Source organism: Pirellulales bacterium (genome assembly GCA_019636345.1).
In the GTDB taxonomy this organism is placed as follows: Bacteria; Planctomycetota; Planctomycetia; order Pirellulales; family Lacipirellulaceae.
Genome location: JAHBXQ010000003.1, coordinates 382,023 through 406,119, shown reverse-complemented (window position 1 = coordinate 406,119; position 24,097 = coordinate 382,023). Strand labels below are relative to the sequence as shown.

General features: G+C 65.4%; 35 protein-coding genes. 5 read left to right on the top strand and 30 right to left on the bottom strand.

The window, feature by feature from the left end; genetic code table 11:
* Nucleotides 1-80 precede the first annotated feature (80 nt).
* The 5 genes from KF688_09485 to KF688_09465 all read left to right on the top strand — a co-directional run bounded on the left by KF688_09485 (nucleotide 81) and on the right by KF688_09465 (nucleotide 4,784).
* On the top strand, nucleotides 81-1,106 hold the full coding sequence (locus KF688_09485; protein MBX3425896.1) for a hypothetical protein: 1,026 nt from the start codon (nucleotides 81-83) through the stop codon (nucleotides 1,104-1,106).
* Between the two features lie 134 nt (nucleotides 1,107-1,240).
* Nucleotides 1,241-1,498, top strand: a complete 258-nt coding sequence (gene rpmA, locus KF688_09480) for a 50S ribosomal protein L27 (protein ID MBX3425895.1) — start codon at nucleotides 1,241-1,243, stop codon at nucleotides 1,496-1,498.
* A 183-nt stretch (nucleotides 1,499-1,681) separates the two neighbouring features.
* On the top strand, nucleotides 1,682-2,683 hold the full coding sequence (gene obgE, locus KF688_09475) for a GTPase ObgE (protein ID MBX3425894.1): 1,002 nt from the start codon (nucleotides 1,682-1,684) through the stop codon (nucleotides 2,681-2,683).
* The gene (locus KF688_09470) at nucleotides 2,680-3,567 is read left to right on the top strand and encodes a type III pantothenate kinase (protein MBX3425893.1); all 888 of its coding nucleotides are present in this window, start codon (nucleotides 2,680-2,682) and stop codon (nucleotides 3,565-3,567) included. Before obgE ends, KF688_09470 begins: the two co-directional genes overlap by 4 nt.
* Before the next feature lie 209 nt (nucleotides 3,568-3,776).
* Complete coding sequence (locus KF688_09465; protein ID MBX3425892.1) at nucleotides 3,777-4,784, top strand: 50S ribosome-binding GTPase; 1,008 nt, start codon at nucleotides 3,777-3,779, stop codon at nucleotides 4,782-4,784.
* 60 nt (nucleotides 4,785-4,844) lie between these two features.
* On the opposite strand, the gene KF688_09460 is transcribed toward KF688_09465, so the two are convergent.
* The 30 genes from KF688_09460 to rplW all read right to left on the bottom strand — a co-directional run bounded on the left by KF688_09460 (nucleotide 4,845) and on the right by rplW (nucleotide 24,073).
* Nucleotides 4,845-5,708, bottom strand: coding sequence for a DUF3891 family protein (locus KF688_09460; protein ID MBX3425891.1), 864 nt, complete (start codon nucleotides 5,706-5,708; stop codon nucleotides 4,845-4,847).
* 332 nt (nucleotides 5,709-6,040) lie between these two features.
* Nucleotides 6,041-7,084 (bottom strand): fructose-bisphosphate aldolase class II, encoded by a 1,044-nt coding sequence (fba, locus tag KF688_09455; protein ID MBX3425890.1) that lies wholly within the window; start codon nucleotides 7,082-7,084, stop codon nucleotides 6,041-6,043.
* 146 nt (nucleotides 7,085-7,230) lie between these two features.
* A complete protein-coding gene (locus KF688_09450) occupies nucleotides 7,231-8,097 on the bottom strand; it encodes a hypothetical protein (protein ID MBX3425889.1) in 867 nt (288 codons plus the stop codon).
* Between the two features lie 145 nt (nucleotides 8,098-8,242).
* Nucleotides 8,243-8,824 (bottom strand): hypothetical protein, encoded by a 582-nt coding sequence (locus tag KF688_09445; protein ID MBX3425888.1) that lies wholly within the window; start codon nucleotides 8,822-8,824, stop codon nucleotides 8,243-8,245.
* A gap of 58 nt (nucleotides 8,825-8,882) precedes the next feature.
* A complete protein-coding gene (locus KF688_09440) occupies nucleotides 8,883-9,455 on the bottom strand; it encodes a 50S ribosomal protein L17 (protein MBX3425887.1) in 573 nt (190 codons plus the stop codon).
* 91 nt (nucleotides 9,456-9,546) lie between these two features.
* Nucleotides 9,547-10,542, bottom strand: a complete 996-nt coding sequence (locus KF688_09435; GenBank protein MBX3425886.1) for a DNA-directed RNA polymerase subunit alpha — start codon at nucleotides 10,540-10,542, stop codon at nucleotides 9,547-9,549.
* 114 nt (nucleotides 10,543-10,656) lie between these two features.
* Nucleotides 10,657-11,283 (bottom strand): 30S ribosomal protein S4, encoded by a 627-nt coding sequence (gene rpsD, locus KF688_09430; protein MBX3425885.1) that lies wholly within the window; start codon nucleotides 11,281-11,283, stop codon nucleotides 10,657-10,659.
* A 141-nt stretch (nucleotides 11,284-11,424) separates the two neighbouring features.
* Nucleotides 11,425-11,829 carry a 30S ribosomal protein S11 gene (gene rpsK / locus KF688_09425; GenBank protein ID MBX3425884.1) on the bottom strand — a complete coding sequence of 135 codons (405 nt, stop codon included), beginning with the start codon at nucleotides 11,827-11,829 and terminating at the stop codon, nucleotides 11,425-11,427.
* A gap of 94 nt (nucleotides 11,830-11,923) precedes the next feature.
* A complete protein-coding gene (gene rpsM / locus KF688_09420) occupies nucleotides 11,924-12,307 on the bottom strand; it encodes a 30S ribosomal protein S13 (GenBank protein ID MBX3425883.1) in 384 nt (127 codons plus the stop codon).
* 77 nt (nucleotides 12,308-12,384) lie between these two features.
* Nucleotides 12,385-12,498, bottom strand: a complete 114-nt coding sequence (rpmJ, locus tag KF688_09415; GenBank protein MBX3425882.1) for a 50S ribosomal protein L36 — start codon at nucleotides 12,496-12,498, stop codon at nucleotides 12,385-12,387.
* 184 nt (nucleotides 12,499-12,682) lie between these two features.
* Complete coding sequence (gene map, locus KF688_09410) at nucleotides 12,683-13,498, bottom strand: type I methionyl aminopeptidase (GenBank protein ID MBX3425881.1); 816 nt, start codon at nucleotides 13,496-13,498, stop codon at nucleotides 12,683-12,685.
* 67 nt (nucleotides 13,499-13,565) lie between these two features.
* Nucleotides 13,566-14,114 carry an adenylate kinase gene (locus KF688_09405; GenBank protein MBX3425880.1) on the bottom strand — a complete coding sequence of 183 codons (549 nt, stop codon included), beginning with the start codon at nucleotides 14,112-14,114 and terminating at the stop codon, nucleotides 13,566-13,568.
* An 81-nt stretch (nucleotides 14,115-14,195) separates the two neighbouring features.
* Entirely contained in the window at nucleotides 14,196-15,566 is a 1,371-nt protein-coding gene (gene secY, locus KF688_09400) for a preprotein translocase subunit SecY (protein MBX3425879.1), read from the bottom strand.
* Between the two features lie 129 nt (nucleotides 15,567-15,695).
* Entirely contained in the window at nucleotides 15,696-16,202 is a 507-nt protein-coding gene (gene rplO, locus KF688_09395) for a 50S ribosomal protein L15 (protein MBX3425878.1), read from the bottom strand.
* Nucleotides 16,199-16,711 (bottom strand): 30S ribosomal protein S5, encoded by a 513-nt coding sequence (gene rpsE, locus KF688_09390; protein ID MBX3425877.1) that lies wholly within the window; start codon nucleotides 16,709-16,711, stop codon nucleotides 16,199-16,201. Before rpsE ends, rplO begins: the two co-directional genes overlap by 4 nt.
* A 49-nt stretch (nucleotides 16,712-16,760) precedes the next feature.
* Complete coding sequence (gene rplR / locus KF688_09385; protein MBX3425876.1) at nucleotides 16,761-17,129, bottom strand: 50S ribosomal protein L18; 369 nt, start codon at nucleotides 17,127-17,129, stop codon at nucleotides 16,761-16,763.
* 67 nt (nucleotides 17,130-17,196) lie between these two features.
* On the bottom strand, nucleotides 17,197-17,739 hold the full coding sequence (rplF, locus tag KF688_09380; GenBank protein MBX3425875.1) for a 50S ribosomal protein L6: 543 nt from the start codon (nucleotides 17,737-17,739) through the stop codon (nucleotides 17,197-17,199).
* Nucleotides 17,740-17,897: 158 nt separating this feature from the next.
* Nucleotides 17,898-18,299: a 30S ribosomal protein S8 gene (gene rpsH / locus KF688_09375; GenBank protein ID MBX3425874.1), complete on the bottom strand. Its 402-nt coding sequence runs from the start codon at nucleotides 18,297-18,299 to the stop codon at nucleotides 17,898-17,900.
* 147 nt (nucleotides 18,300-18,446) lie between these two features.
* Nucleotides 18,447-18,632 (bottom strand): type Z 30S ribosomal protein S14, encoded by a 186-nt coding sequence (locus KF688_09370; GenBank protein ID MBX3425873.1) that lies wholly within the window; start codon nucleotides 18,630-18,632, stop codon nucleotides 18,447-18,449.
* 71 nt (nucleotides 18,633-18,703) lie between these two features.
* Entirely contained in the window at nucleotides 18,704-19,261 is a 558-nt protein-coding gene (rplE, locus tag KF688_09365) for a 50S ribosomal protein L5 (GenBank protein MBX3425872.1), read from the bottom strand.
* A gap of 77 nt (nucleotides 19,262-19,338) precedes the next feature.
* Nucleotides 19,339-19,686: a 50S ribosomal protein L24 gene (gene rplX, locus KF688_09360; protein ID MBX3425871.1), complete on the bottom strand. Its 348-nt coding sequence runs from the start codon at nucleotides 19,684-19,686 to the stop codon at nucleotides 19,339-19,341.
* A 154-nt stretch (nucleotides 19,687-19,840) separates the two neighbouring features.
* Nucleotides 19,841-20,209: a 50S ribosomal protein L14 gene (gene rplN, locus KF688_09355; protein MBX3425870.1), complete on the bottom strand. Its 369-nt coding sequence runs from the start codon at nucleotides 20,207-20,209 to the stop codon at nucleotides 19,841-19,843.
* A 114-nt stretch (nucleotides 20,210-20,323) separates the two neighbouring features.
* Complete coding sequence (gene rpsQ, locus KF688_09350; protein ID MBX3425869.1) at nucleotides 20,324-20,632, bottom strand: 30S ribosomal protein S17; 309 nt, start codon at nucleotides 20,630-20,632, stop codon at nucleotides 20,324-20,326.
* Nucleotides 20,633-20,680: 48 nt separating this feature from the next.
* On the bottom strand, nucleotides 20,681-20,884 hold the full coding sequence (gene rpmC / locus KF688_09345; GenBank protein ID MBX3425868.1) for a 50S ribosomal protein L29: 204 nt from the start codon (nucleotides 20,882-20,884) through the stop codon (nucleotides 20,681-20,683).
* A gap of 28 nt (nucleotides 20,885-20,912) precedes the next feature.
* Nucleotides 20,913-21,323, bottom strand: coding sequence for a 50S ribosomal protein L16 (gene rplP / locus KF688_09340; GenBank protein ID MBX3425867.1), 411 nt, complete (start codon nucleotides 21,321-21,323; stop codon nucleotides 20,913-20,915).
* Nucleotides 21,262-21,957 (bottom strand): 30S ribosomal protein S3, encoded by a 696-nt coding sequence (gene rpsC, locus KF688_09335; GenBank protein ID MBX3425866.1) that lies wholly within the window; start codon nucleotides 21,955-21,957, stop codon nucleotides 21,262-21,264. Before rpsC ends, rplP begins: the two co-directional genes overlap by 62 nt.
* A gap of 55 nt (nucleotides 21,958-22,012) precedes the next feature.
* On the bottom strand, nucleotides 22,013-22,339 hold the full coding sequence (gene rplV, locus KF688_09330; GenBank protein MBX3425865.1) for a 50S ribosomal protein L22: 327 nt from the start codon (nucleotides 22,337-22,339) through the stop codon (nucleotides 22,013-22,015).
* Between the two features lie 97 nt (nucleotides 22,340-22,436).
* Complete coding sequence (rpsS, locus tag KF688_09325) at nucleotides 22,437-22,706, bottom strand: 30S ribosomal protein S19 (GenBank protein MBX3425864.1); 270 nt, start codon at nucleotides 22,704-22,706, stop codon at nucleotides 22,437-22,439.
* Nucleotides 22,707-22,801: 95 nt separating this feature from the next.
* Nucleotides 22,802-23,665, bottom strand: a complete 864-nt coding sequence (gene rplB, locus KF688_09320; GenBank protein ID MBX3425863.1) for a 50S ribosomal protein L2 — start codon at nucleotides 23,663-23,665, stop codon at nucleotides 22,802-22,804.
* A gap of 93 nt (nucleotides 23,666-23,758) precedes the next feature.
* Nucleotides 23,759-24,073, bottom strand: coding sequence for a 50S ribosomal protein L23 (gene rplW / locus KF688_09315; protein MBX3425862.1), 315 nt, complete (start codon nucleotides 24,071-24,073; stop codon nucleotides 23,759-23,761).
* Nucleotides 24,074-24,097: the final 24 nt, after the last annotated feature.

Below are 24,097 nucleotides of genomic sequence, written 5' to 3'. Positions count from 1 at the left end.
GGAACTTCCCGCCCGTACTCGCCCCTGCTCTTGAGGGGGCGTCTCTTGTGCCCCTTTGCCGGAACAGCAGCGAGCCTTTCATGCCCCGTGGCGCCCGAGTCCTGATAGTCCGGCTGTCGTTGACGGCCGCCGGGTGGTTGTGCGCGTGGCCCGTCGGGGCTCAGCCGTTCGTGGCAGCGCAAAGCCTGCCGACTTCCGACGCGGCGCCGACGAGCGTCGCGGACCTGGAGGCCGGTTCGATCGACTTCGCCCCCGGCGTTTTGACGGTGATCCCCCCCGACGTCGATCGCGGCGACGCCATCCAGCGTCACGACGTGGTCGAACTGCGGGCCGACAAGTCGCTCGAGTGGGATCCGTTCAGCACGACCGTCACTCGGACGCTCTACGAAATGGCCAAGGACGCGCCGTTCACGCAGAACGCGTGGTGCCTGGAGTTGGCGATGAAGCCGCTGCGAATGATCGAGGTCGATGTCCCGCAACCCGACGGCCAGATAAGCAAGCAGTTGGTGTGGTACCTTGTCTATCGAATCCGCAACACGGGAACGGGGCTGGCCGGATCGGTCAACTCCCAGGGGGAATTCCAGACGAGCGCCGAAGGGAGCGATCCCGTGCGGTTCCTCCCCGAGTTCGTACTTGTGAGCCAAGACCGAACCAAGACGGGCGAGCGGGTCCGCAAGGCCTACCTCGACCGGGTCGTCCCTGCGGCGATCCCGGCGATCGCCCGCCGCGAAATGCGTGGAGGCAAGCTGCTCAACAGCGCCGAGATCGCGCAACTGGAGCTGCCGATCGAGACCGGCCGGCAACAGCAGGGCGCGTGGGGGGTGGCGACCTGGGTCGACGTTGATCCGGAGATCGACTTCTTCAGCATCTTCGTCGGGGGCCTGTCGAACGGCTACGACTGGAAGGACCCCGCCGGGGCCTTCAAGGCGGGGGATCCCCCGGGGACTGGTCGCACGTTCACCCGTAAGACGCTGCAGCTGAATTTCTGGCGCCCCGGGGACGAGTTCGGGGAAAACGAGCGGGAAATCCGCTTCGGCGTCCCCCCGCAACAGGGCGCCCTCTACGGCGTCGGCGAAGGCGTTGCCTATCGCTGGGTTTACCGGTAAAATTCGGGACTCGGTTGAGCGGGACGCCGTAAGGCGCGGGGGTTGATTCCTGAGCAGTCAGGACGCGAGCCCAAGCGTTTGCGGTCGCACTTGCTCCCTCACGAATCAGCTCTCACGTCTCAGGACTCCCGGTCATGGCACACAAAAAAGGTCAAGGCTCCAGCCGCAACGGGCGCGACTCCAACGGTCAGCGCCGCGGGGTCAAGCGGTTCGGCGGCCAAGCGGTCACCCCCGGCAGCATCCTCGTCCGGCAGCTCGGGAACAAGTTCCGCGCCGGTCGCGGCGTCGGTCAGGGGAAGGACTACACGTTGTTTGCGCTTGTCGAGGGCAAGGTGATGTTCGACCAGGAAGGTCGTCGCGTGAACGTCGTCGCCGCAGCGGCGGCGAACTGACGCGTTTGCGTCGCTTCGATCGACACGATCCACCGCCAGGGATGCGCCGCGAGGTGCATCCCTGTTTTGTTTCTGGTGCGGGCGATTGCGCGGAGCTAAGCCGCAAGCGTTTGTCGCGTGACCCGCGTAGTTCTCGATCTTGGCCCCTGACCTCCGCACTCTCCCCCCTCCCCGCCTCGCGCCATGTTCGTCGATCGCGTCACTATTGAAGTCGAGGCCGGTCGCGGCGGGGACGGGTGCGTCAGCTTTCGACGCGAGAAGTACGTCCCCCGCGGCGGACCCGACGGCGGCGACGGCGGCAACGGAGGGAGCATCATCGTCGTCGCCGAGCCGGGGGTCGACACGCTCGCCGAGCTGGTCCACCGCAAACACTGGCGCTCCCGCTCGGGAACGGCCGGCAGCGGCTCAGGCCGGCATGGCGCCAACGCCGACGACGTGATCATTCGCGTCCCCCCAGGCACCGTGATCATCGACGCCGACGGCGACTTCGTCCTCAAGGATCTCAATGCGCCCGGCGAACGGGTCTGCGCCGCCCAAGGAGGCAAAGGGGGCAAAGGGAACGCCCGCTTCAAAAGCGCCACAAACCAGGCGCCGCGGCAATCGACCCCCGGGACCGACGGAGAACGCCGCCGGCTGACCTTCGAGCTGAAGGTGATCGCCGACGTGGGCCTCTTGGGCAAACCGAACGCGGGCAAGAGCACGCTGCTGTCGCGAGTGTCGCGGGCTCGCCCCGAGATCGCCGACTACCCGTTCACCACCAAGATCCCCAACCTGGGAATCGTGCAGATCGACATGGATCGCACGCTGGTGATGGCCGATATCCCGGGGCTCATCGAAGGCGCCCACGAGGGGGCCGGGTTGGGGCACGAGTTCCTACGGCATGTCGAACGGTGTCGCGTGCTGGTGCACTTGGTCGAGCCGACTCCGATGGACGGCAGCGACCCCGTAGAAAACTATCAGGCGATCCGAGCCGAACTCGCCCAGTACGACGTCGACTTGGCCGACCGGCCCGAGTTGATCGCCGTGAGCAAGGCGGAGCTCCCCGACGCCCCCGCGGTGCGCGAGGCCTTGGCCGCCGCGACCGGGCGGGAAGTGATTCTCTTCTCGTCCGTGACCGGCGCAGGGCTCAACGATCTGACCCGCCGCACTTATCAGATGCTTGATGCCGCTCGGCAGAACGCATGACGCACTCCGCGAACAACGCGACCGACGCCCGCGGCGTACTGGCCATCGACGTGGGAAACTGCCGCGTGAAGCTCGGGTGGTTTCCGGTCGCGCAAAACTGTCCCGGCGGCAAGCCGGCCGCGGCGGCGTGCCTGGAGATCGCCCCGCCGGCGCTGGCGACCCCGGCGGCCACCTTCGCCGTGCGGCATCGCGATCGGCCGACGACCGAGTGGCTGAGCGAGATCCACCGCTGGTGCGACGAGCAGATCGAAGCGCCGCTGTGGCGCGGGCTGATCGCTTCGGTCCATCCCGCCGCGGCCGATGCCCTGGCCGGCGCTTTGGCGCGAGCCGGCAATGTGGTGCGCCGCGTTGCCGGGACCGACCTGCCGCTGGCGATCGAAGTCGAGCGGCCCGAGCGCGTCGGCATCGATCGGTTGCTGAATGCGGTCGCCGCGCATCGGCTTGTGCCGCAGGGCGCCGCGATCGTCGTCGACATGGGGACGGCGACCACGGTCGATTTGGTCGGCGTCGACGGGACGTTCCTCGGCGGGGCGATTTTGCCGGGCCCGGCTGTGGCGGCTGCGGCGCTGCACGCCGGGACTGCGGCGCTGCCTGACTTGTCGACGACCGTGTGGGATTCGCCTCCCGCGCCGCTGGGCAAATCGACCGAGGAGGCGATCGCCGCGGGGCTGTATTGGGGCGCGATCGGCGCAGCGATGGAGCTCGTCCGCCGCCTTGCCGCAACCCGCGCCGACGTCGCTCAGGCGCTCATAACCGGCGGGGCCGCTGCGGCGTTCGTCGCCGAGATGAACGCCGGCGCCCTTCCCGTGCGCCACGTGCCGCACCTGACGCTCGCGGGGCTGAACGCCGCAGCGGAAGAACTCGACGAGCGGCACGCCTTATGAAACCCGCGTCGCCTCGCAATGCGGCGAGCGTGCTGACTCCTCCCGGGCGCGGGGCGATTGCGGTGGTCGCTGCACGCGGCCCCGCGGCGTTGGACGCCGTGGATCGCGCATTTCAAGCCGCCAGCAGGCGTGCCATTCGCGATCAACCGCTGATGCGGATCGCCCTGGGAGCGTGGCGCGACGACGAGGCCAGCGCGGAGGACGTCGTCGTGACGCGCCCCGGCGACGAGGCCGTCGAGGTGCACTGCCACGGCGGCGTCGCGGCGGTCGAACGGATTCTGGCGGCGTTTGCGCAGGCCGGCTGCGAGATTCTTCCATGGCAGGACTGGCTCGCGAACAGCGCGGGTTCGATCGAGGCGGCGGCGGAGATCGCGCTCGCCGCGGCGCCGACTCTGCGCACGGCGAGAATCTTGCTCGACCAGCGGCAAGGGGCCCTGCGCTGCGAGTTGGACGCGATCGCCGATGCGCTGGCGACTGACGATCGAGCTGATGCCGCGACGCTCCTTGACGATCTGCTCGCGCGGGCGCCGCTGGGGCTGCACCTGACGACCCCGTGGCGCGTGGCGATCGCCGGGCGACCGAACGTGGGGAAGAGTACGCTGCTGAACGCGCTCGTCGGCTACGACCGGGCGATCGTGTACGACCAGCCGGGAACGACCCGCGACGTGGTCGCCGCCGCGACCGCGCTCGACGGCTGGCCGATCGAACTGGCCGACGCCGCGGGGCTGCGCGAGGCGAGCGATCCGCTCGAGGCCGCGGGAGTCGAGCTTGCCCGGGGGCGACTAGCCGCGGCAGACCTTGCGCTGTGGGTGCTTGACGCGAGCGAGTTGGCCGCCGACTCGCTCGGCGAACTTGATTCGACCGCCGCCTCCCAGCGCGCCGAACTGCTGGGCGAGATCGGCAGCGATCTGGGGAAAACGCCGACGATCACGGTGCTCAACAAGATCGATCGGTTGGGTTTGCCGGAACGCACGGCGGTCGAGAGATCGCGATCGGCGATCGCCGTGAGCGCTTCCACCGGCGCGGGACTCCCCGCGCTGATCGCGGCGATCGGGACGAAGCTTGTTCCGTCGCCTCCCCCCCCCGGCGCGGCCGTGCCGTTCACGCCCGAGCAAGAGACGGCGCTGGCGGCCGCCCGCGAGGCGCTCGCCGCGGGAGACATGGCCGCCTGTCGCGCCGGTCTGCGACGGATCTCGACGGCGCCGCCGGCCTCGTAGTCCGCTTTCTCCGAGAGCGGACGGCAATTCTCGGAGAGAACGGCCCACGTGCAGCGCGGCTTACCTGGAGCGAAGAGTCCAGCGCAACTCGCACGGCGCCGCGGCGGCGAGCAGCTCCGACGCACTTCCATGCCGCCGCGCCGGGACCAACAGGGCCGGCGCGATCAGCGTCAACTCCGGCGGCGTGAACGGCCACGGGTCGGCGGTTGCGCCGCCGGGCGCGGATCGGAGCGTCGTCGTCGCCCCGCCGACGAGCTCGAGTTTCAGCGGGCTGCAGGAGATCGCCTCCTCGTCCTGCCGAGCCCCGTCAAACCCGCCGCAGCCGCAGCAGAACCACAGGCTGGCCGCGTCGAACGTACGGAGCGCCGCGAGGGCCGCGTCGGCCAGGGCGCGCGTGCGAACGAGCGGGTCGGCGAATTGCCACTCGTCGAGACGCAACTCGCGCGGCCGATCGTGGGTCGCCCGCCACAGGTCGGCCAGCGGTTCGCGCCCTAGCGACTCGCTGTGATCAAGCAGCCGACGAAAATGCCCTGCGATCATCCAGGCCGCGAGCGGGCCGATCGTCGCGGCCGCGGCGATCGAGGCGGACCAGATCCGCAGGGCCTCCACCAGCGGCAACTCGGTGAACGATCGCGGGCGGCCGTCGGCGTCGAGGCCGGGGGAGGATTCCCATTGCCGCCAGCCGTCGTCGTGGGCGGCGATGGCGGCGAGAACCTCGGCGCGGACGGCGACAAGATCGGCGTCGTGCGACTTTTGAAGCGGCGCAGCGCGAGGCGAAGCGCCGTTGCCGCCATCGCGAGCGGGAAGCAGCGCATCAGGCACGCACGCAGCGGCCAACTCGGCGCTGATCCGCGCATGCTCGATCTGCGAGATGAGCAGCCACCCCGGCCGACCGTCGGCAAGCGTCGTCTCGCGGCGGATCACGGTGCAGCAATGAGATCGGGGATAGGAACTCGAATCCCGGCACGACGTCGCCGCCGGACAGCAACTGGCGCTCGGCGATCAGGTGCGCTTCATCCTGAATCGTCGCCAAGGATTCTGCAGCGCGCATGGCGTGATTCTATCCGCACACCGTGATGGGGCCAAACTTGGACGAGCCTCGTGCAGATTCACCGACAAAAAAGGGGGGGAATAGAAAACCGCCAAGGCCGCCAAGTTCGCCAAGAGCAGAGCCTGCGGCTCGGCGTCTGCTTGGCGCACTCGACGTCCCTGGCGGCGAATCGGGTCGTGGGAAGCCTGGAAGCCTGCCCGCGGCGTTACGCCTTGCCGTAATAGCTGGCGAACTTCTCGATCGAGACCGGCTTGATCTTGCCGGCATTGCCGGCCTGGCCGAAGGCAGTCATCCGGGCGACGCACACCTGCTTCATCGCCTCGCGGGCGGGTTTGAGATAGTCGCGGGGGTCGAATTTCTCGGGGCTCTCGGCGAACACCTTGCGAATGGCGCCGGTGATCGCCAGACGATTGTCGGTGTCGACGTTCACCTTGCGCACCCCGTGCTTGATCCCCCGCTGGATCTCCTCGACCGGCACGCCGAACGTGGGGTTCAGTTTGCCGCCGTACTTGTTGATGACGTCCTGCAACTCTTGCGGCACGCTGCTGGAGCCATGCATGACGAGGTGGCAATTGGGAAGCCGCCTGTGAATTTCGATGATGCGGTCCATGGCCAGCACGTCGCCTGTGGGCTTGCTGCTGAACTTGTACGCGCCGTGACTGGTGCCGATCGCCACGGCCAGGGCGTCGACGCCGGTCTCGGCGACGAATCGTTCGGCTTCTTCGGGATCGGTGAGCAACTGGTCGTGAGACAACACCCCCGTGGCGCCGTGGCCGTCTTCCTGCTCGCCCTCGCCGCTCACCAGCGAACCCAGGCAGCCGAGTTCCCCTTCGACCGACACCCCTTGGGCGTGGGCGAGTTGGACGACGTCCTTGGTGACCTTGACGTTGTAATCGTAGCTGGCGGGGGTCTTGCCGTCCGCTTCGAGCGAGCCGTCCATCATGACGCTGGTGAAGCCGTTCTCGATGGCGCTCTTGCAGGTCTCGGGGCTGTTGCCGTGGTCTTGGTGCATCGCCATGGGGATGCTGGGGTACAGCTCGGCGGCGGCCAGCATCAGGTGCCGCAGGTAGTTGTCCTGCGAGTAACTGCGGGCTCCCCGGCTGGCCTGGACGATGACCGGCGAATCAGTCTCCTTGGCCGCCTCCATGATCGACTGGATTTGCTCCATGTTGTTCACATTGAACGCGGCGAGGCCGTAGTCGTTCTCGGCGGCGTGATCCAACAGCAAACGCATGGGCACCAGAGGCATGGCGGGGCTCCTTCGAGGGAGTGGCGGGGGGAGGCAAGAGGCTGGGGAAATCGGCTCCGTCCGGGCAACGGCTGCCAATTTTACCAGGATCCCCCCCCGACGAAGAGGGGGCGCCGCACGAGGCAAGATCCGGCGCCGGGAGCGGGTCACCGCTCCGCCAGGATCTCGCTGTCGGGCACCTTGGCGACGCGGACCAAAACCAGCCGCGATTCGCCGACGGCTTCGTCTTTGGCGACCGAGCCGTGCAGCGCGTGGCCAAGACTGCCCGCGGAATCGGCCAACCCGCCCAACAGCAACGACTCGCCTGGGGCGAGCTTCGCCTCGATCGCCAACTGCGGATACGACTCCCGCTCGCGCGACGGGGTGTACATAAAGATCCCCTGGTCGCTGCGGCCCTGATAGCGATTGCGGATTTCGCCGTACTGCAATTCGGGAGTGACGCGGACGACGACCTGCTGCCCCGGCTCGGCGGCCGCCTTGACCACGTAAGCCGTTTGCACCTGGGAGTAGGTCCGCCCGCGGACCGAGTCGTCGCTGATCAGCAGGCTAAGCGAGTCGCGCACCTCGTTGACGAGCACCGTCATCTCCTCATGGGAGCGAAGTTGCTCGATCCTCTTCGCGGCCGGCGGCGAGATTGATTTTTGCGTGATGAGCTGCTCGCCGGAGTTCGGCGTGGAGGCCGCCGAGCCGTCGGGATTCAGCAACTTCGTCAACTCGGAGGGCATTGCCGTGCCGACCACCCCGGCCCGCAATCCGTTGGCCAGCAGCTTGGTCCGCAGTTCGGGGGAGAGGACTTGCTCGTCGGCCGCGGCCCAGGCGGCGTCGGCCGCGGTGCGTTGCGCCGGCGACACGCGAATTTGGTAGACCTCGAGCAACACCTTGTCGGGAGTCAGCGCAACCGGCTTCAGCAGCTTGTCGAGCGCATCGGTCGACGTCGGCGCCACGCTGTGGCACCCCCCCAGCGTCGCTGCGACGAACCATGCAAAACAGCCGGTGCGAAGCACGGACGGCATCGAATCGCTCGAACTTGTGCGGAAGGGCGAGGAACGGACGCCGGCGACCAGGAACTCCCCCGGCCAGCGGGCCGCAACGCGACGCGAGGGGGAGAGTACGCCGTCTGCATAACGCCGGCAAGATCGGCCGGCGCCCGCACTGCTGTCACGCGGGGATCAGCTTGGGGGCGGGCCAACGATCCCCCGCGACGAAGCCGAACTCGGCCTGCAACTCGTCGAAGTTGCGATCGAGAAACTCATACAAAGCCGGCGACGGGTCCTCCGCCAGCCACCGCTGGGCCAGGCGGTCCATCTCGGCGTCGTAGTCCTTGCGCGATCGGCCGTGGGCGAAGCACCGCCCCTCGTGCCGCCGCAGGTCGCCGTCGAAGTTCGGCCCGATGTGCCACAACTCGTGGAGCACGGTCGAGAGCTTCTCCTCGAGCGTCGTGTTCTGGAACCGCGGCAAATAGAACGTGAGCAGGTACAGATAGTCCCGCCCCCGGGCGTCGCGGAGCGATTGCACGCGATAGCGGCGGCCGCGAACGACGCTCTCGGTCCGGCCCCCCTCGAACCGCAGCGGGGTGAGAGCCGCGTACATGCCGTGAGCGACGGGCCGGCGTGTTTGCACGATGCCGACGGCGACGCGTTCGATCTCGACATGCCCCAACTCGGGAAGCCGGCGGACCATGTCGGCGCAGAGGTTGCGCATCGCGGCAGTGAAATCGAACCCGCGCGACGAGCTCTCCATAGCTCCTCCTGGGCGTCGGACAATCCGTCAGCAGCAAGACTTGGCGCGAAGCCTACGCCTACGCTTCAGCGGTCTCGAAGCTCGGCTTCTGGCTCCGCTCGACGACGCGATCGCGCTGGCCGACGAACTCCAGCAGGGCTTGCACGCCGGCGTCGCCCAACCGGGGCTTGGCCAACCGCACGATCCGCGTGTATCCGCCCGGGCGATCGAGGAACCGCTCGGCAACCTCGTCGAACAGGACGCGCACGGCCTGCTTGTCGCCCAAGAGCTGCAGACAGCGGCGACGAGCGGCGACGCATGGGGCGATCGCCTGGTTCCACTTCTTCCAGGACTCGCTCTCGCGCCACGCCTTCCACTGCTCGCTCTGGCGTTCAGCGGACGTGCCGAACTCGCGCGCGGCTTTCTCGGCCAGCAAACCGCGGCGGGCGATCGTGATGCACTTCTCCACGAGCGGGCGAACTTCCTTCGCCTTGTGGATCGTGGTGATGATCCGCCCCTTCACCTTGGGGGCGTTGTCGTCGAACTCGGCATCGCGTTCGGTGAGGAACAGGGCGCTGGCCAAGCTGCGCAGCAGGGCGCGCTGGTGATTGGGATTGCGACCGAGCTTGCGGCCTTTTCTGCGGTGACGCATGGCAGTGACTACCGTCGGCGATGTGGCGTGAGGCGAATCCCGGAACGGCGCCGAACCGCGCCGGGAAAATGATCGCGTTGAGTACGGAGTATTAGAAGCTGCCGGCGGGGCTGGCGACGCGCATTCCCAGGTGGAGCCCCAACTCGCGAAGCTTCTGCTGCACCTCGGCGAGAGTCGTCTCGCCGAAGTTGCGGACCTCGAGCAATTGGTCTTCGTTCCGCTGCACGAGATCGCGGACCGTCATGATGTTTTCCGATTCCAGGCAGTTGCCGGCTCGAACCGACAGGTTCAACTCCGACAGCGGCATGCTGAGCTTCGATTCAAGGGCCGCGTCGGACCCCGGCGCCCCGCCGCCGCGAGCGGCCGAATGGACCTGCGGGCCCAGCTCGGCGTACTGCACGAAGGGGGTGAGGTGCTTGCGAAGAATCTTCGCCGCCTCGACCAGCGCCATTTCGGGGCTGACCGAACCGTCGGTCCAGATTTCAATCGTCAGCTTGTCGTAGTTCGTCTTCTGACCGACGCGAGTCTCCTCGACCGCGTACCGAACGCGGGTCACGGGGCTGAAGACCGAGTCGATCGGGATGATGCCGATTTCCTGAATGTTCTCGCCGTGCTCGAACGCCGAGGTGTAGCCGCGACCGTTCTCGACGACCATCTCGACGATGAACGGCACGTCGGCCGTCAGGGTGGCGATCACGAGATCCTTGTTGATGATCTCGACCGCTTCGTCGGTTTCGATGTCGGCGGCGGTGACGACCCCCGCGGTGGTGCGTTCGACGCGCAGCACCTTGGTCGACTCGCTGTGGTTCTTGACGACCAGCGACTTGATGTTGAGCACGATGTCGGTGAGGTCTTCCATCACCCCTTCGATCGTCGTGAACTCGTGCTGGGCGTTGTGGACCTTGATTTGGGTGACGGCGCTCCCTTCGAGGCTGGAAAGCAGAATCCGCCGCAGGCCGTTGCCCACGGTCGTGCCGAAGCCGCGTTCAAACGGCTCCGCGAAGAACTTGCCGTAGGTGGGGGTCAACGTCGCGGCGTCGCACACGACCTGACTCGGCAGCTCCAAACCACGCCAGCGGATATGCATGAGAAACCTCCTCAAGGGACGACGAGCGAAGCCGCAGCGCGGCGAAGCGGTCGTCGGTTGGTTGTCGCTTGAATCTTTGTTCGACGAATCGATAACGCGTGCGACGAGCGACGCTTACCGCGAGCACAACTCGACGATCAACTGCGTCTGCACCGGCAACGACACGTCCTCGTGCGTCGGCAACCGGCCGACCACCCCCTCGGGGATGTCGCTGGTCGAAACCGACAGGAAGTCGGGCACGTCGCGGCTGAAGTCGGCCAGGGTCGCCCGGGCCCGGTCGAGGCTCTTCGCCCGATTCTTGATCCGGATGACGTCGCCGACCGAGACTAGGTAGCTGGAGATGTCGACCCGCTTGCCGTTGACCGTGACGTGGCCGTGGTTAATCAACTGCCGCGCGTCGGCGCGGCTGGCGCCGAAGCCGAGCCGGTGGACGACGTTGTCCAGCCGCCGCTCGAGCAGGGCCAACAGCGAGTCGCCCGTATTCCCCTTGCCGCGGTCGGCCATGTCGAAATAGCGGCGAAACTGCCGTTCGAGCACGCCGTAGTAGTGCTTCACCTTCTGCTTCTCGCGGAGGTGAATTGCATAGTCCGTCGGCTTGCCGCGGCGGGCCTGTTGTTGCCCCGGCGGGGAGTCGCGGCGGTCGAACGCGCACTTCGTCGAGTCGCAGCGAACGCCTTTGAGGAACAATTTCATGCCGTCACGACGGCAGAGACGACAAACCGGTCCGTTGTATCGAGCCATAGAGCGAGCTAAGCAATCCTGAGGGGCCGACCACGTGCGGCGACTGCCGGGCGGGCGACGGAAAAAAATGGAATGCCAGCAGACGCATTGCGGAGCCGGGTCGAGCCGAGGCCCCGCACGCATCGTGCATGCGAATCGTCGTTACACGCGCCGCTTCTTGCGGGGGCGGCAACCGTTGTGGGGGAGCGGGGTGACGTCTTCGATGCTCTTGACCTTCAGGCCGGCCGCCTCGAGCGCCGTGATCGCGCTTTCGCGGCCGCTGCCGGGGCCCTTCACCTTGACGTCGACGTCCTTCATGCCGAACTTGCGAGCCTTCTCAGCGGCCTGCTGCGCGGCGCACTGGCCGGCGAACGGCGTGCTCTTGCGGCTTCCCTTGAAACCGCTCGTGCCGGCGCTCGCCCAACACAAGGCGTCTCCCTTGGTGTCGGTGATGGTCACCGTCGTGTTGTTGAAGGTCGCCACGATGTGGGCCACGCCCACCGTCACGTTGCGACGAGCCTTCTTGGTCTTGACCTTCGTCTTGACGGCTTTCTTTTCTTTGGCCACTGCGCGTCGACTCCGTCGGGAATCTTAAAGGTTGAACGGGGGGTGAATCGTCAAGCCGCGTGCGGCGCCGGGGGGAGGGTCGTCGCGACCGCGATTAACGCAGATCCTTGACGCCCTTCTTGCCGGCGACGGTCTTCTTGGGGCCCTTGCGGGTCCGAGCGTTGGTCTTGGTGCGCTGCCCGCGGACCGGCAGGCCGCGACGGTGCCGCAACCCGCGATAGCAGGCGATGTCGCGCAGTCGGGAGACGTTCTGGCTCACCTGACGGCGCAACTGGCCTTCGACCACATAGTCCTTGTCGAGCAAGGCGGCGATCCGCGCGACCTCGTCCTCGGACATCTCGCGAGCCCGGGCGTGGGGATCGACCCCCGCCTTGTGGCACAACTCGCGGGCGATCTTCGGCCCGACGCCGTATAGGTAGGTCAACGAGATCACCGTCGGGCGATCAGCCGGGATGTCGACGCCTTGCAAACGAGGCATGGATGGTCTCTTTCAATCTCGAAGTGTCGCGATGCGAACGACTTACGGCAGGGATGCCGGGCGCGATTCGGGGCGGACTAGCCCTGACGCTGCTTATGGCGGGGATTGGCGCACACGACGTACACGACGCCGCGGCGGCGAACCACCTTGCACTTGTCGCAGATTCGCTTGACGCTGGCTTTGACTTTCATCACGTCCTCCGGGGGGTTGGCCCGGTCGGTATTTGGCGAAACGGGTTAATTTAGCCGCGCCGAGTCCCAAGGGGCAAGGGGGCTGGGCACATAATTTGCCTTGGCGGATTCGGCTCGCTCGGTCGGGGCGAGCCGGACAGGCCGGATTTCCAGGGGGGAACGGCCCTCGGCAGCCTCCTCCCGCTCAGACCGCCGCCAACTCTGTCTCCGCGGGGCTCGTGGGGCCGATGGTCAGGGCCTGGGGCCCGTCGGCCGTGATCGCGATCGTGTGTTCAAAGTGGGCGCTCGGCTTGCCGTCGGACGTGACCTGGGTCCAATGGTCCCCCAACAGCTTGACCCGCTTGGTTCCCATGTTGACCATCGGCTCGACCGCGATGACCAGCCCCGGCTCGATCCGGAAATCCCCGCTCCCCCGCAGCGACCGGCTGGGGAAGTTCGGGACCTGGGGATCCTCGTGCATGTCGCGACCGATGCCGTGCCCGACGAAGCACTCGACGGTCGAGTAGCCGTGGTCGCGGACGAACTTGGCCATCTCGCGAGCGATTGCGCTCCAGTAGCTCTTCGTGTGAAGCAGGTCGATCGCCAATTGCAGCGTGCCCTGGGTCACGTCCAACAACCGCTGCACCTCGGGCTTCAGTCGGCCCACCGAGTAGGTGTAGGCCGCGTCGCCGCACCACCCGTTGAGCCGGCAGCCGGTGTCGATGCTCACCACGTCCCCCTCGACCAGCGGCCGATGGCTGGGAATGCCGTGGACGACCGCCTCGTTGACGCTCATGCACGTGACCGCGGGGAACGGCGGTTTGCCCTTGACCGTATTGGGGTAGTTGCGAAACAGCGGCTCGGCGCCGATGCCGTCGAAGTACGTCTCGATCGCCTTGTCGATTTCGTAGGTCGTGGCGCCGGGCTTGATCATCCGCGCGGCTATCTGATGCGCACGCCACACGGCTAGGCCGGAGCGGCGCATCAATCCGATCTCGCGCGTGGACTTCAACTGCAACATCGTTTCGACAATCAAGCGACTTCTCGGGGGGAGGCTGCGGTCAAGGCGACTCGGAAAGCGGCGGGAACTACGCACACTCGCGCAGCAGGCGTTGGAAGACCTCGTCCGGCGTGCCGATGCCGTCGACGTAGCGCATTATTCCGCGGTGTTCGTAGTACTCGATCAGCGGCCGGGTGAGCTGCTCGTATTGATCGAGTCGGCGTTCGATCACGCGGACGTCGTCGTCCGAGCGACCGCGGAGCGACAACCGCTCGAGGATCACTTCCTTGCCGACCACGATCTGCACGACGCCGTCGAGCGGCAAACCCTGGTCGGCGAGCCACTCGTCGAGCGTTTCGGCCTGCGGCTCGGTCCGGGGAAAGCCGTCGAGGATGAACCCCCCGCCGCAATCGCCGTGGGCGAGTCGAGCCTCGACGATCCGCAGGACGAGCGCATCGGGGACCAGCCGGCCCTCGTCCATGTGGGCGCCCGCCTCGACGCCGTCCGCAGTTCCCTCGGCCCGAGCGGTTCGCAGCATGTCGCCGGTCGACAGGTGCGGCACGCTCAGCCGTTGCGACAAGCGCACCGCCTGGGTCCCCTTGCCGACGCCAGGGGCGCCAAAGAGCACTATACGCATGGCATGACCTCTCGCCCGAACGGGGCGAGTTGGGCGACGCCCGGATGCAGCGACTGACTGCCCGGCGAGGCGAAGGGCGGCTTAGGACTTTTCCAACAAACCTGTGTAGTTGCGCATCACCAAGTGGCTGTCAATTTTCTGCACGAGGTCGAACGCCACGCTCACGGCGATCAGCAGGCCGGTCCCTCCGTAGAACTGGGCCACCATAAACGACACGCCCAATTGGGTGGATATCATCGTCGGGATGATCGCGATCAGGGCCAAGAAGCCGGCTCCTACGTAGGTGATGCGAACCATCACCTTTTCCAGGTAGTCGGCCGTCCGCTTGCCGGGACGGTAGCCCGGGATGAACGAACCGTAGTTCTTCAAGTTCTCGGACACGTCCTTCGGATTGAACGTAATCGCGGTCCAGAAGAAACAGAAAAAGTAGATCAGCGCGATATACGACACCGCATAGACGAACCCGTTGCCGCGCTGGAACGCCTCGGTCGCCCCGGTGAACAACCGGCTCCAGAAGCTCCCCTCGGCCCAGTTGATGCGAGCCAGCATGCCGAACAACAGGGCCGGCAGCATCAGCAAGCTGCTGGCGAAAATGATCGGCATGACGCCGGCCTGATTGACCTTGAGCGGGAGGAAGTTCTTGCCGCCGCCGACCACCTTGCGCCCGCGGATGTGCTTGGCGCTTTGCATCGGGATCCGCCGCTGGCCGAGCGTAATGAAGACCACGCCGACGATCACGCTGAAGAACATGGCCACCAACAGCAGCAGTTGCTCGATGCCCAAATCGCCGCCGCCGCCGGACAGTTCCAGCTTGCTCTTGCCGATCAGCTCGACGAACGCCCCCGGCATGCCGGCCAGGATGCCCGCCATAATGAGCAGGCTGATGCCGTTGCCGATGCCGAACTCGTCGATCTGCTCGCCGACCCACATCAGAAAGATCGTGCCGGCGGTCATCGTCAGCACCGCCATGACCTTCGAGCCGAAGTAGACGTTGCCGGTGTCGGGATTGAGAAAGTTGGCGTCGACCAGGTCGTACTGCACGACGTAGGCGTTGATGTAGATCCAGCTTTGGATGATGCAGATGAAGACTGTGGCGTAGCGGGTGTATTCGTTGATCTTTTTGCGGCCCGCCTCGCCCTCCTTCTGCAGTCGTTCGAGCGGCGGATAGACGCTGCCCAAGAGCTGGAAGATGATCGACGCCGAGATGTACGGCATGATCCCCAGGCCGAAAATGGTGACGTTGCTCACCTGGGCGGCGCTGAACACGGCCACCTGCTGCAGCACGTCGGCGACGCCGCCCCCCGACTTGCTGAACGCCTCGACCTTTTGCGGGTCGACGATCGGCAACGGGATTTGGAAGCCGAGCCGATAGACGGCCAGCAGGGCAAGCGTAAGGAGGATCTTCCGCCGCAGCTCGGGGATCTGCCAAACGACGCGGAGTTTTTCCCACATGACTTGTGCGTCCTACTGCGCGGCGGACCGCGATCAAGAATTACAAGAACTAAGCCGGCGACCTTGAACGCCGATCACGCGGCGGCCAAGGCCGCCGGCTCTCGACCAGCGGCTTTGCTTGCGGCGAACTCAGGCCTTGGCCGTCTTCGCCGCCTTGGCCGCCTTCTTCTTATCTTCCACCGGCGTCTTGCCGGGTAGCAAGACCATTTGAGCCCCCGCCTTCTCGATTTTCTCGATCGCCGACTTGCTGAACCGGTGAGCCGAGACGGAGAGCTTCTTGGTCAGCTCGCCGTCGCCCAGGATCTTCAACTCGTCGTACCGACCGCCGGCGAGGTTCTTCGCGGCAAGCGTCGCAGGGGTCACCTCGTCGCCCGCGGCGAACGCGGCGTCGATCTGTCCCAGGTTGACGACCGCCACGGTCAGGGCCCAACGGTTGTTGAAACCCCGCTTGGGAACGCGGCGCACGACCGGCATCGTGCCCCCTTGGAACACGACCAGGCGCGAGTAACCGTTGCGCGCGCCCTGGCCCTTGTGGCCCCGGCCCGCGGTCTTGCCCTGGCCCGAGCCGATGCCCCGGCCCAGTCGCTTGCGGCTCTTGTGGCGATGAATGCCGCGATTGACGTCGCTCAAATTCATGACAGGGTGACTCCGCGCAAGCGCTCGATCTCGTACTTGGGTCGCAACTGCTGCAAGGCGTTGATCGTCGCCTTGACCAGCGTCACGGGATTATTGGAACCAAAACTCTTCGTGAGGATGTTGTGGATGCCGGCGGCCTCGCAAACGGCCCGCACCGCGGCGCCCGCAATGACCCCGGTGCCAGGACCGGCAGGGACCAGCACCACCTGGGCGGCGCCGTAGCGACCCCGCACTTCATGCGGAATCGTCTCCCCCTCCAGCGGAATTTCGACCTGGCTGCGCATCCCTTCTTTGACCGCCTTCTCGACGCTCGGGGGGACCTCGTTGGCCTTGCCGTAACCCCAGCCCACCTTGCCATGGCCGTTCCCCACGACCACCATCGCGGCAAAGCTGAATCGACGACCGCCCTTCACCACGGCCGAGCAGCGCTTGATCTTCACCACGGTTTCGGACAATTCGCCGCGTTGGCGTTCGGAGGAGCCGGTAGACACGGTTGGGAATCCTTCGATGGCAAAGGGGAACGGCAAGCGCCCTGCGGGGCCTGCGGTGGTCGAATGCTTAAAACTCCAGGCCGGCTTCGCGGGCCGCGGCGGCCAGAGCGGCTACGCGGCCGTGAAACTTGTTGGCGCCGCGGTCGAACCGCACCTTCGTCACGCCGGCTTGCTTGGCCCGCTCGGCAATCGCCTTGCCGATCGCCGCGGCCGCGTCGCAGTTGCCGCCGTAGCTGATCGTCTTGGCGAGCGTCTTGTCGGCGGTCGACGCCGAAGCGATCGTCTTGCCGATCGAGTCGTCGATCACCTGCACCGAGATGTTCTTCAGGCTGCGGCAAACGCTGAGCCGGGGACGCTCGGCGTCGCCTTTGAGCCGCTTGCGGACGCGCCACTTGCGGCGCTGACGCTGCTTGCCGAGTGCTTTGCTATGATCCATGGTCGTGTCGAGTTGGTTGGAGCGCTAGGCCGCAAGCGATGCGGCGAATGCCGGGAGGATTCCGAAACTACTTGGCGGTCTTGCCGGCCTTGCGACGGATTTGTTCGCCTTCGTAACGGACGCCTTTGCCTTTGTAAGGCTCCGGCTTGCGGACGGCCCGCACCTCGGCGGCGAACTGTCCCACCTTCTGCTTGTCGATCCCCTTGATCGAAATGTGCGTCTGGTCGGGGCAGGTCACGTCGAGACCAGCGGGTATCTTCTTGTGGATTTCGTTGGCGAACCCGACGCGCAATTGGAGGACGTCCCCCTGGATCGCCGCCAGGTAGCCGACCCCTTGGATCTCCAGCCGTTTTTCGTAGCCCTTCGACACGCCGTCGACCATGTTCTGGACGAGTGCGCGGGTCAGGCCGTGCAGGGCGCGGGGGGCTCGCTCGTCGCTCTCGCGCGTGACGAGCGCTTCCTTGCCGTCGTCGCTGACGACGACCTGCACCTCGGGACGGTGGGTCCAACAAAGCTTGCCGAGCTTCCCCTCGACGGTGATCTCGCGCGAAGCGACGGTCACTTTGACGCCGGAGGGAATCTCAACGGGTTTCTTGCCGATTCGGGACATGGCGGGGGGCTGTCAGCTGTCAGCCGTCGGCGCTTGGCCAAGCGATGATCGCCTGAACAAGCGGCCGAACACGGTCTGATGCTTAAGGGCCGCTCCTGTTAATGCGTTTGAGTTGAACCTGAACTGAAAGCGTCTTGTCGCTGCGAGCCGAAGGCCCTTTACCACAGTTCGCACAGCACTTCGCCGCCGAGTTTCTTCTGGCGAGCCTCGCGATCGCTCAGCACGCCGCGGCTGGTGCTGATGATCGAAATGCCCAAGCCGTTGAGGATCGGCCGCAAGTCGATCGCCTTGCTGTACACGCGGCGGCCCGGCTTGCTGACGCGCTTGATATGGCGAATGACCCGTTCGCCGTTGGGACCGTACTTCAGGTCGATGCAGAGCCGCTTGGCGGGATCTTCCTCGCCCTGCTCCTCGTGGAAGTCCCAGATGTAGCCTTCACGCTTCAGCACCTCGGCGACGCCGCGCTTCACCTTGGAAAGCGGCATGTCCACAATCGGCCGTTCGACGCGAACGGCGTTGCGAATGCGGGTGAGCATGTCGGCGATGGGGTCGGTCATCATTGCGGTTTCAAACTCCCGGGGGATTGTTCGGCATCCCCGCCGCTGCCAACAACTGGGGGCGACGCCCCCGATTGAACTCGTAACAACCTGAAAGGAACTCGGCCCGGCGGCTGGCTGGCCGCGGGGCTCGACGAATAGCCGACTCGCTTACCAACTCGACTTCTTCACGCCGGGAATCAATCCCTGGTCGGCCAGCTTGCGGAAACAAATCCGGCACACGCCGAACTTGCGATACACGGCCCGAGGACGTCCGCACAACTTGCACCGACTCTCGCGCCGCGTCGAGAACTTCGGCGTGCGTTCGGCCTTGGCGATCTTCGACTTGCTTGCCACGTAAGGGCCTCGTTAGGAACTTTGCAACGTTACACGGAAATCAAACTGACGAGCCGCGGCAAACGGCTCGCTTACACCGCCGCTCCTTCGGCCCGGAACGGCATGCCGAATCCTCGCAACATCTCGCGCGATTCGTCGTCCGATCCGCCGCTGCAGCAGATGGCGATGTTCATCCCCTGCTGCCGCGGATATTTGTCGGGATTGAGCTCGGGGAACACGAGCTGCTCGGTAAGCCCCAGGCTGTAGTTGCCGTGACCGTCGAACGCCTTGAGGCTGAGCCCCCGGAAGTCACGCACGCGGGGCAACACCAGCGAGATCAACCGATCGAGGAACTCGTACATCCGGGCGCCGCGGAGCGTCACCTTGCAGCCGATCGGCATTCCCTCGCGGAGTCGGAAACCGGCGACCGACTTGCGCGCCCGGCAGACCATCGGCTTCTGGCCGGTGATCTCAGTCATCGCCTGGACGGCGTCGTCCATGTGCTTCTTGTCGGCGATCGCGCTGCCGACGCCCATGCTGACGACGATCTTCTCGATCTTCGGCAGGCTGAGTCGGTTGGCGCGACCGAACTTCTCCGCCATCGAAGGCAGGATTTCCGTCGAGTATCGTTCTTGCAGGCGCGGGGTCATGGGAGGCGTGAGGCTTGAGTCGGGAGACTTGGGATACGAGATCAGGTCTCGGCGACGGTGGCTTGACTGCTTGTGACTTACTTCTTGGCGTGCGACTTGTGGGCGGGCGAAATCTGGCCCGCGGAGGCGCCGCACTTCTTGCAGAAACGTTCCTTCGATCCGTCGTCGAGGAACCGCGACCCGAGCCGCACGGCCGTGTTGCACGAACTGCACACGAACGCCACGTTCGACAGATTGATCGGCATTTCCTTGCTCAGTCGGCCCCCTTGAGGGTGCTTCTGGCTGCGGCGGACGTGCTTGTAAACGCGATTGACGCCCTCGACGAGCGCCTTGCCGGCGGCCCGGTCGACCTGGATCACCCGGCTGACGGTTCCGCGGTCGGCTCCGGCTATCACTTGGACGTTGTCGCCTGTGCGAATAAACATGGCTGGGCGGGGACGATTCGAGGACGTTGGGACGATGGGACGTTGGATCGAACGGAGCGGGAGGCGTCTGTCTTTACTGACGGAGCCGCCGCCGGGTCCTGCCGTTCCATGGTCCTGTCGTCCCATGGCCGCAGTTCCGCAGCGAGGCCGCGCCTCACACCACCTCGTTCGCCAGGCTGACGATCTTCATGAACTTGCGCTCCCGCAACTCCCGGGCGACGGCCCCGAAGATGCGCGTGCCGCGCGGATTGTTGTCTTTGTCAATGATGACGATCGCGTTGTTGTCGAATCGGACGTAGCTGCCGTCGCTGCGACGCGAGGGGCTTTTGGCCCGCACGATCACGCCTCGCACGACCGCCTTCTTCTTGACGTCGCTGCCGGGGATTACGCTCTTGACGCTGCAGATAATCACGTCGCCCAGACGGGCGTAGCGCTTGCGGCTGCCGCCGAGCACCTTGATGCACATCACTTCCTTCGCGCCGGTGTTGTCCGCGACGTTCAGGCGAGTTTGCATTTGGATCATGGCTGACTGACTCTCTAGCGACTTTCGTCGGGCTCTCGAGCGACGCTCGACGGGCGATCTTGAACGACGCCCCGCGAGGCCGCGGCTTGCCGTGAGGTTGTTTCCGGGGCTCGTTTAGTTGGCGCCTTCGGCCGCCTGGGCCTGCTTGGCGGCGGCTCGCATCGCGGCGATGTCGACCAACTGGCTCTTGGCCACCACCCGCACCAAGTCCCACCGCTTCAGCTTCGACTTCGGCGGGCACTCGACGATCTCGACCGTGTCCCCCACCGCCGACTCGTTCGCCTCGTCATGGACGTGGCAAACGGTCCGCTTGCGGATGAACTTGCCGTACTTCGGGTGCCGCTCGAGCCGATTGATCTCGACCCGCCGGGTCTTCGCGCACTTGTCGCCGGTGACGACGCCGGTCATTACTTTCTTGGGCATAGGTTCCAGCTTTCAGCTGTCGGCGTTCCGCCGCTTGCTTGCTCGCGGTTACTTGCTGGCGGTCAGCCGCCGCTCGGTTTGAATCGTCTTGACGCGGGCGATCAGGCGACGCTGGCGACGCAGCTCGGTCGGCGCGTCGAGCCGCTCGGTCTGCGATTGGACCCGCAGACGGAACAGCTTGTCGGCCGCTTCCTTGATGGTCAGCGCCAACTGCTCGTCGCTCATGTCGCGGAGTTCAGTGACTTTGGACATCGGTCGGTTCTCAGCTTTCGGCCAGTCGTCAGGTTCGCTTAATCATCCGCACGCGCACCGGCATCTTGTGAGCCAACCGGGCGAAGCAAATCTTCGCGGCCGCTTCGCTCACGCCAGCCAGTTCGTACAGCACGGTTCCGGGGCGAATCGTGGCGGCCCAAAACTCGGGCTCGCCCTTGCCTTTGCCCATTCGAGTTTCCAGCGGAATCGACGTGATCGATTTGTGCGGAAACACCCGAATGTACAACTTGCCTTCGCCGCGGATGTATTGCTGGGCAGCGATACGCCCGGCTTCGATCGTTTGGGCGCTCAGCCAGCCGCCTTCCAGCGACTGCAGACCGAACTCGCCAAACACGACTCGATTGCCGCGCGTCGCATTACCTCTTATACGACCTCTTTGGCTTTTTCTGTGCTTGACCCTCTTGGGCATCAGCGCCATCGGTCTCGTCCTCAAACATGCCTTGGTTGACCCACACCTGGACGCCAATGTGCCCTTGAGCGGTCTTGGCCTCCGTAAATCCGTAGTCGATCTTCGCCCGCAACGTCGACAGCGGGATCGACCCGAGCGATTGCTTCTCGCGGCGAGCCATTTCGGCCCCGCCCAGTCGGCCCGCCAATTGGATCTTCACCCCCTTGGCGCCCGCTTCCATCGTTTGTTCCATCGAACGCTTCATCGTCCGGCGGAAGCTGGCCCGCTTGGCCAACTGCTCGGCGATGTCCTCGGCCACAAGCTGCGCCTGCAACTCCGGGCGGCCGATTTCCTCGATCTTGATGTTGATTCGCCGGCCGACCAGCGTCTGCAGCTCGTCCTGCAACCGCTCGACCTCTTCCCCCTTGCGGCCGATGATCACGCCCGGACGGGCGGCGAACAGAACGACCTTCACTTCGTCGCGGGTCCGCTCGATCTCCACCTTGGGGATTCCGGCGAATTTGTACTTTGCGTGGACGTATTTGCGAATCTTATGGTCTTCGACCAACAACTCGGCGAACTCTTTCTTGGACGCGTACCAGCGGCTCTTCCAGCCGAGCATGACGCCGGTGCGGAAACCGATGGGATTGACTTTTTGACCCATAAGTAACTTCTGAGTTTGCGAACCCGTCGAGCGGCGAAGTCCGCTCGCGCGAGCGTTAGGCGAGCGAAACGATAATGTGGGACATCCGCTTTTTGATCACGTGAGCCATGCCGCGAGCCCGGGGGCGAACCCGCTTGAACATCGGCCCCCCGTCGATCCGCGCCTCGACGACCCGCAGTCCGCCCAAATTGGGAGCCCGCAGATCCTCGGCGTTGCCCATGGCGCTCTTGAGCACCTTCTCCAGCATGCGGGCGCCCCGCTGCGGCTGGTACTGCAAAATCGCCAGGGCGTCGTCCACCCGCTGACCGCGAATCAGATCGGCGATCGGCCGAACCTTGCGCGGGCTGATGCGGGCGTGTTTGTGCGTTGCTGTGTATGACATAATTGAAGCTCTACGCTATGAGCTATGGGCCGTTAGCCTGAAAAACGCTGAATCGACGAAGTCTCCGGCTTGCAGCCTCCAGCGAACAGCTCCTCTGCTACTTCTTGCCCTTGCCGCCATGGCCGCGGAAGCTGCGGGTGGGGGAAAACTCGCCCAGCTTGTGGCCGACCATGTCTTCGGTCACAAACACCTTCAAATGACTCTTGCCGTTGTGGACCATGAACGTGTGGCCGACGAACTCGGGGATGATCGTGCACGCCCGGGCCCACGTCGTGATCGGGTTCTTCGTCCCCGCATCGTTCTGCTTCTCGACCTTCGCGTACACGTTGGGGTCGACGTACGGGCCTTTTTTGAGTGAACGTCCCATAAGTGGCTCTAAGCTCTTGGCTATAAAGCTCTAAGCCAGATCGCGAAAGCCGGAGCCATTGCTCTGGTTGACGACCTACGGCTTACAGCTCCTATTTACTTCGTGACCAACTTCTGCACCCCGTAGCGCCGGCTGCGGCGACGACGGACGATTGCCTTGTTCGACGCCTTGCGACGCTGGCGGGTCATGCCGCCCTTGGCGCACTTGCCCTGCGGGCTGACCGGATTGCGCCCCCCCTTGGTGCGACCTTCGCCGCCGCCGTGGGGATGGTCGATCGGGTTCATCGCCGTGCCGCGGACGTGGGGACGGCGCCCCATCCACCGCTTGCGGCCCGCCTTGCCCAACTCGATGGCGCTGTGGTCGCCGTTGCTGGCGGCGCCGATCGTGGCCCGGCAGGCGGCGGGAATCCGGCGGATTTCACCGCTGGGAAGCGAAATCTGCGCCCAATCGGCTTCGCGCGCCATGAGCGTCGCCCGCGATCCGGCGCTGCGGCACAATTCGCCGCCGCGGCCCGGTTGCAGTTCGATGTTGTAGACTTCCGTCCCCAAGGGCATCTTCTTAAGCGGCAGGCAGTTGCCCAGTTTCGCCGGGGCCGTCTCGCCGCTCATCACCTCGTCCCCCGCCTTGAGTCCGGCCGGGGCGATGATGTACCGCTTTTCGCCGTCGGCGTAGAACAAAAGCGCGATCCGGGCCGAGCGATTCGGGTCGTACTGCACCGAGTCGACCTTCGCCGGAATGCCGTCCTTGTTCCGTCGGAAGTCGATCAACCGGTACTGCTGCTTGTGACCGCCGCCGCGGTGACGGGCGGTGATCTTCCCCTGGTTGTTGCGACCGCCGGTCTTGCGCTTCGGGCGCAGAAGGCTCTTCTCCGGCTTGGCGCCTGGAGTCAGCTCGGCAAAGTCGCTCACCGAGGCGTTGCGCCGGCCGGCGGACGTCGGGTTGTATTTGCGAATACCCATAATCAAGCTCTAGGCTGTAAGCTCCAAGCCTTGAACCGCTCAGCCGTTATCCACTTTCTGGTTAACAGTTTGCGGCCCCCAGCTGACAGCTCCTTAGAAAAATTCAATCCGATGTTCCGCATCGAGCGTGACGATCGCCTTCTTCCAGGCGCCCGTATAGCCGAAACGGAACCGCGTCCGCCGCGGCTTTCCCTTGCGGTTCTGCGTGTGAACCTTCAGGACTTTCACCTCGAACAACTCCTCGACGGAACGCTTCACGTCCGCCTTGGTCGCCAGTCGATTCACCTCGAACGCATACGCGTTGTTGCGAGTCGACTTATGCATTCCCTTTTCGGTCACCAGCGGCTTGACGATCACCTGATGAGGCTCAAGCGTCAGGCCCGGCTTTAGCGGTACATGTCGTGGCATGGTCGTAAGTCCGTATTCCGTAGT

What these genes read in the sequence shown, in the direction of transcription:
- KF688_09435 (MBX3425886.1), bottom strand. Translation starts at nt 10,542, where the DNA reads ATGCATATCCGCTGGCGTGGTTTGGAGCTGCCGAGTCAGGTCGTGTGC.
- rpsD (MBX3425885.1), bottom strand. Translation starts at nt 11,283, where the DNA reads ATGGCTCGATACAACGGACCGGTTTGTCGTCTCTGCCGTCGTGACGGC.
- rpsM (MBX3425883.1), bottom strand. Translation starts at nt 12,307, where the DNA reads ATGCCTCGTTTGCAAGGCGTCGACATCCCGGCTGATCGCCCGACGGTG.
- secY (MBX3425879.1), bottom strand. Translation starts at nt 15,566, where the DNA reads ATGTGGGAAAAACTCCGCGTCGTTTGGCAGATCCCCGAGCTGCGGCGG.
- KF688_09485 (MBX3425896.1), top strand. Translation starts at nt 81, where the DNA reads ATGCCCCGTGGCGCCCGAGTCCTGATAGTCCGGCTGTCGTTGACGGCC.
- rplO (MBX3425878.1), bottom strand. Translation starts at nt 16,202, where the DNA reads ATGAATTTGAGCGACGTCAATCGCGGCATTCATCGCCACAAGAGCCGC.
- rplV (MBX3425865.1), bottom strand. Translation starts at nt 22,339, where the DNA reads ATGTCATACACAGCAACGCACAAACACGCCCGCATCAGCCCGCGCAAG.
- rpmJ (MBX3425882.1), bottom strand. Translation starts at nt 12,498, where the DNA reads ATGAAAGTCAAAGCCAGCGTCAAGCGAATCTGCGACAAGTGCAAGGTG.
- rplE (MBX3425872.1), bottom strand. Translation starts at nt 19,261, where the DNA reads ATGACCCCGCGCCTGCAAGAACGATACTCGACGGAAATCCTGCCTTCG.
- rplR (MBX3425876.1), bottom strand. Translation starts at nt 17,129, where the DNA reads ATGGATCATAGCAAAGCACTCGGCAAGCAGCGTCAGCGCCGCAAGTGG.
- rplX (MBX3425871.1), bottom strand. Translation starts at nt 19,686, where the DNA reads ATGTTTATTCGCACAGGCGACAACGTCCAAGTGATAGCCGGAGCCGAC.
- rplF (MBX3425875.1), bottom strand. Translation starts at nt 17,739, where the DNA reads ATGTCCCGAATCGGCAAGAAACCCGTTGAGATTCCCTCCGGCGTCAAA.
- rplP (MBX3425867.1), bottom strand. Translation starts at nt 21,323, where the DNA reads ATGGCGCTGATGCCCAAGAGGGTCAAGCACAGAAAAAGCCAAAGAGGT.
- rplW (MBX3425862.1), bottom strand. Translation starts at nt 24,073, where the DNA reads ATGCCACGACATGTACCGCTAAAGCCGGGCCTGACGCTTGAGCCTCAT.
- rpsC (MBX3425866.1), bottom strand. Translation starts at nt 21,957, where the DNA reads ATGGGTCAAAAAGTCAATCCCATCGGTTTCCGCACCGGCGTCATGCTC.
- KF688_09405 (MBX3425880.1), bottom strand. Translation starts at nt 14,114, where the DNA reads ATGCGTATAGTGCTCTTTGGCGCCCCTGGCGTCGGCAAGGGGACCCAG.
- rpmA (MBX3425895.1), top strand. Translation starts at nt 1,241, where the DNA reads ATGGCACACAAAAAAGGTCAAGGCTCCAGCCGCAACGGGCGCGACTCC.
- rplN (MBX3425870.1), bottom strand. Translation starts at nt 20,209, where the DNA reads ATGATCCAAATGCAAACTCGCCTGAACGTCGCGGACAACACCGGCGCG.
- fba (MBX3425890.1), bottom strand. Translation starts at nt 7,084, where the DNA reads ATGCCTCTGGTGCCCATGCGTTTGCTGTTGGATCACGCCGCCGAGAAC.
- rplB (MBX3425863.1), bottom strand. Translation starts at nt 23,665, where the DNA reads ATGGGTATTCGCAAATACAACCCGACGTCCGCCGGCCGGCGCAACGCC.
- obgE (MBX3425894.1), top strand. Translation starts at nt 1,682, where the DNA reads ATGTTCGTCGATCGCGTCACTATTGAAGTCGAGGCCGGTCGCGGCGGG.
- KF688_09445 (MBX3425888.1), bottom strand. Translation starts at nt 8,824, where the DNA reads ATGGAGAGCTCGTCGCGCGGGTTCGATTTCACTGCCGCGATGCGCAAC.
- rpmC (MBX3425868.1), bottom strand. Translation starts at nt 20,884, where the DNA reads ATGTCCAAAGTCACTGAACTCCGCGACATGAGCGACGAGCAGTTGGCG.
- rpsS (MBX3425864.1), bottom strand. Translation starts at nt 22,706, where the DNA reads ATGGGACGTTCACTCAAAAAAGGCCCGTACGTCGACCCCAACGTGTAC.
- map (MBX3425881.1), bottom strand. Translation starts at nt 13,498, where the DNA reads ATGTTGCAGTTGAAGTCCACGCGCGAGATCGGATTGATGCGCCGCTCC.
- KF688_09440 (MBX3425887.1), bottom strand. Translation starts at nt 9,455, where the DNA reads ATGCGTCACCGCAGAAAAGGCCGCAAGCTCGGTCGCAATCCCAATCAC.
- KF688_09450 (MBX3425889.1), bottom strand. Translation starts at nt 8,097, where the DNA reads ATGCCGTCCGTGCTTCGCACCGGCTGTTTTGCATGGTTCGTCGCAGCG.
- KF688_09470 (MBX3425893.1), top strand. Translation starts at nt 2,680, where the DNA reads ATGACGCACTCCGCGAACAACGCGACCGACGCCCGCGGCGTACTGGCC.
- rpsQ (MBX3425869.1), bottom strand. Translation starts at nt 20,632, where the DNA reads ATGCCCAAGAAAGTAATGACCGGCGTCGTCACCGGCGACAAGTGCGCG.
- rpsH (MBX3425874.1), bottom strand. Translation starts at nt 18,299, where the DNA reads ATGATGACCGACCCCATCGCCGACATGCTCACCCGCATTCGCAACGCC.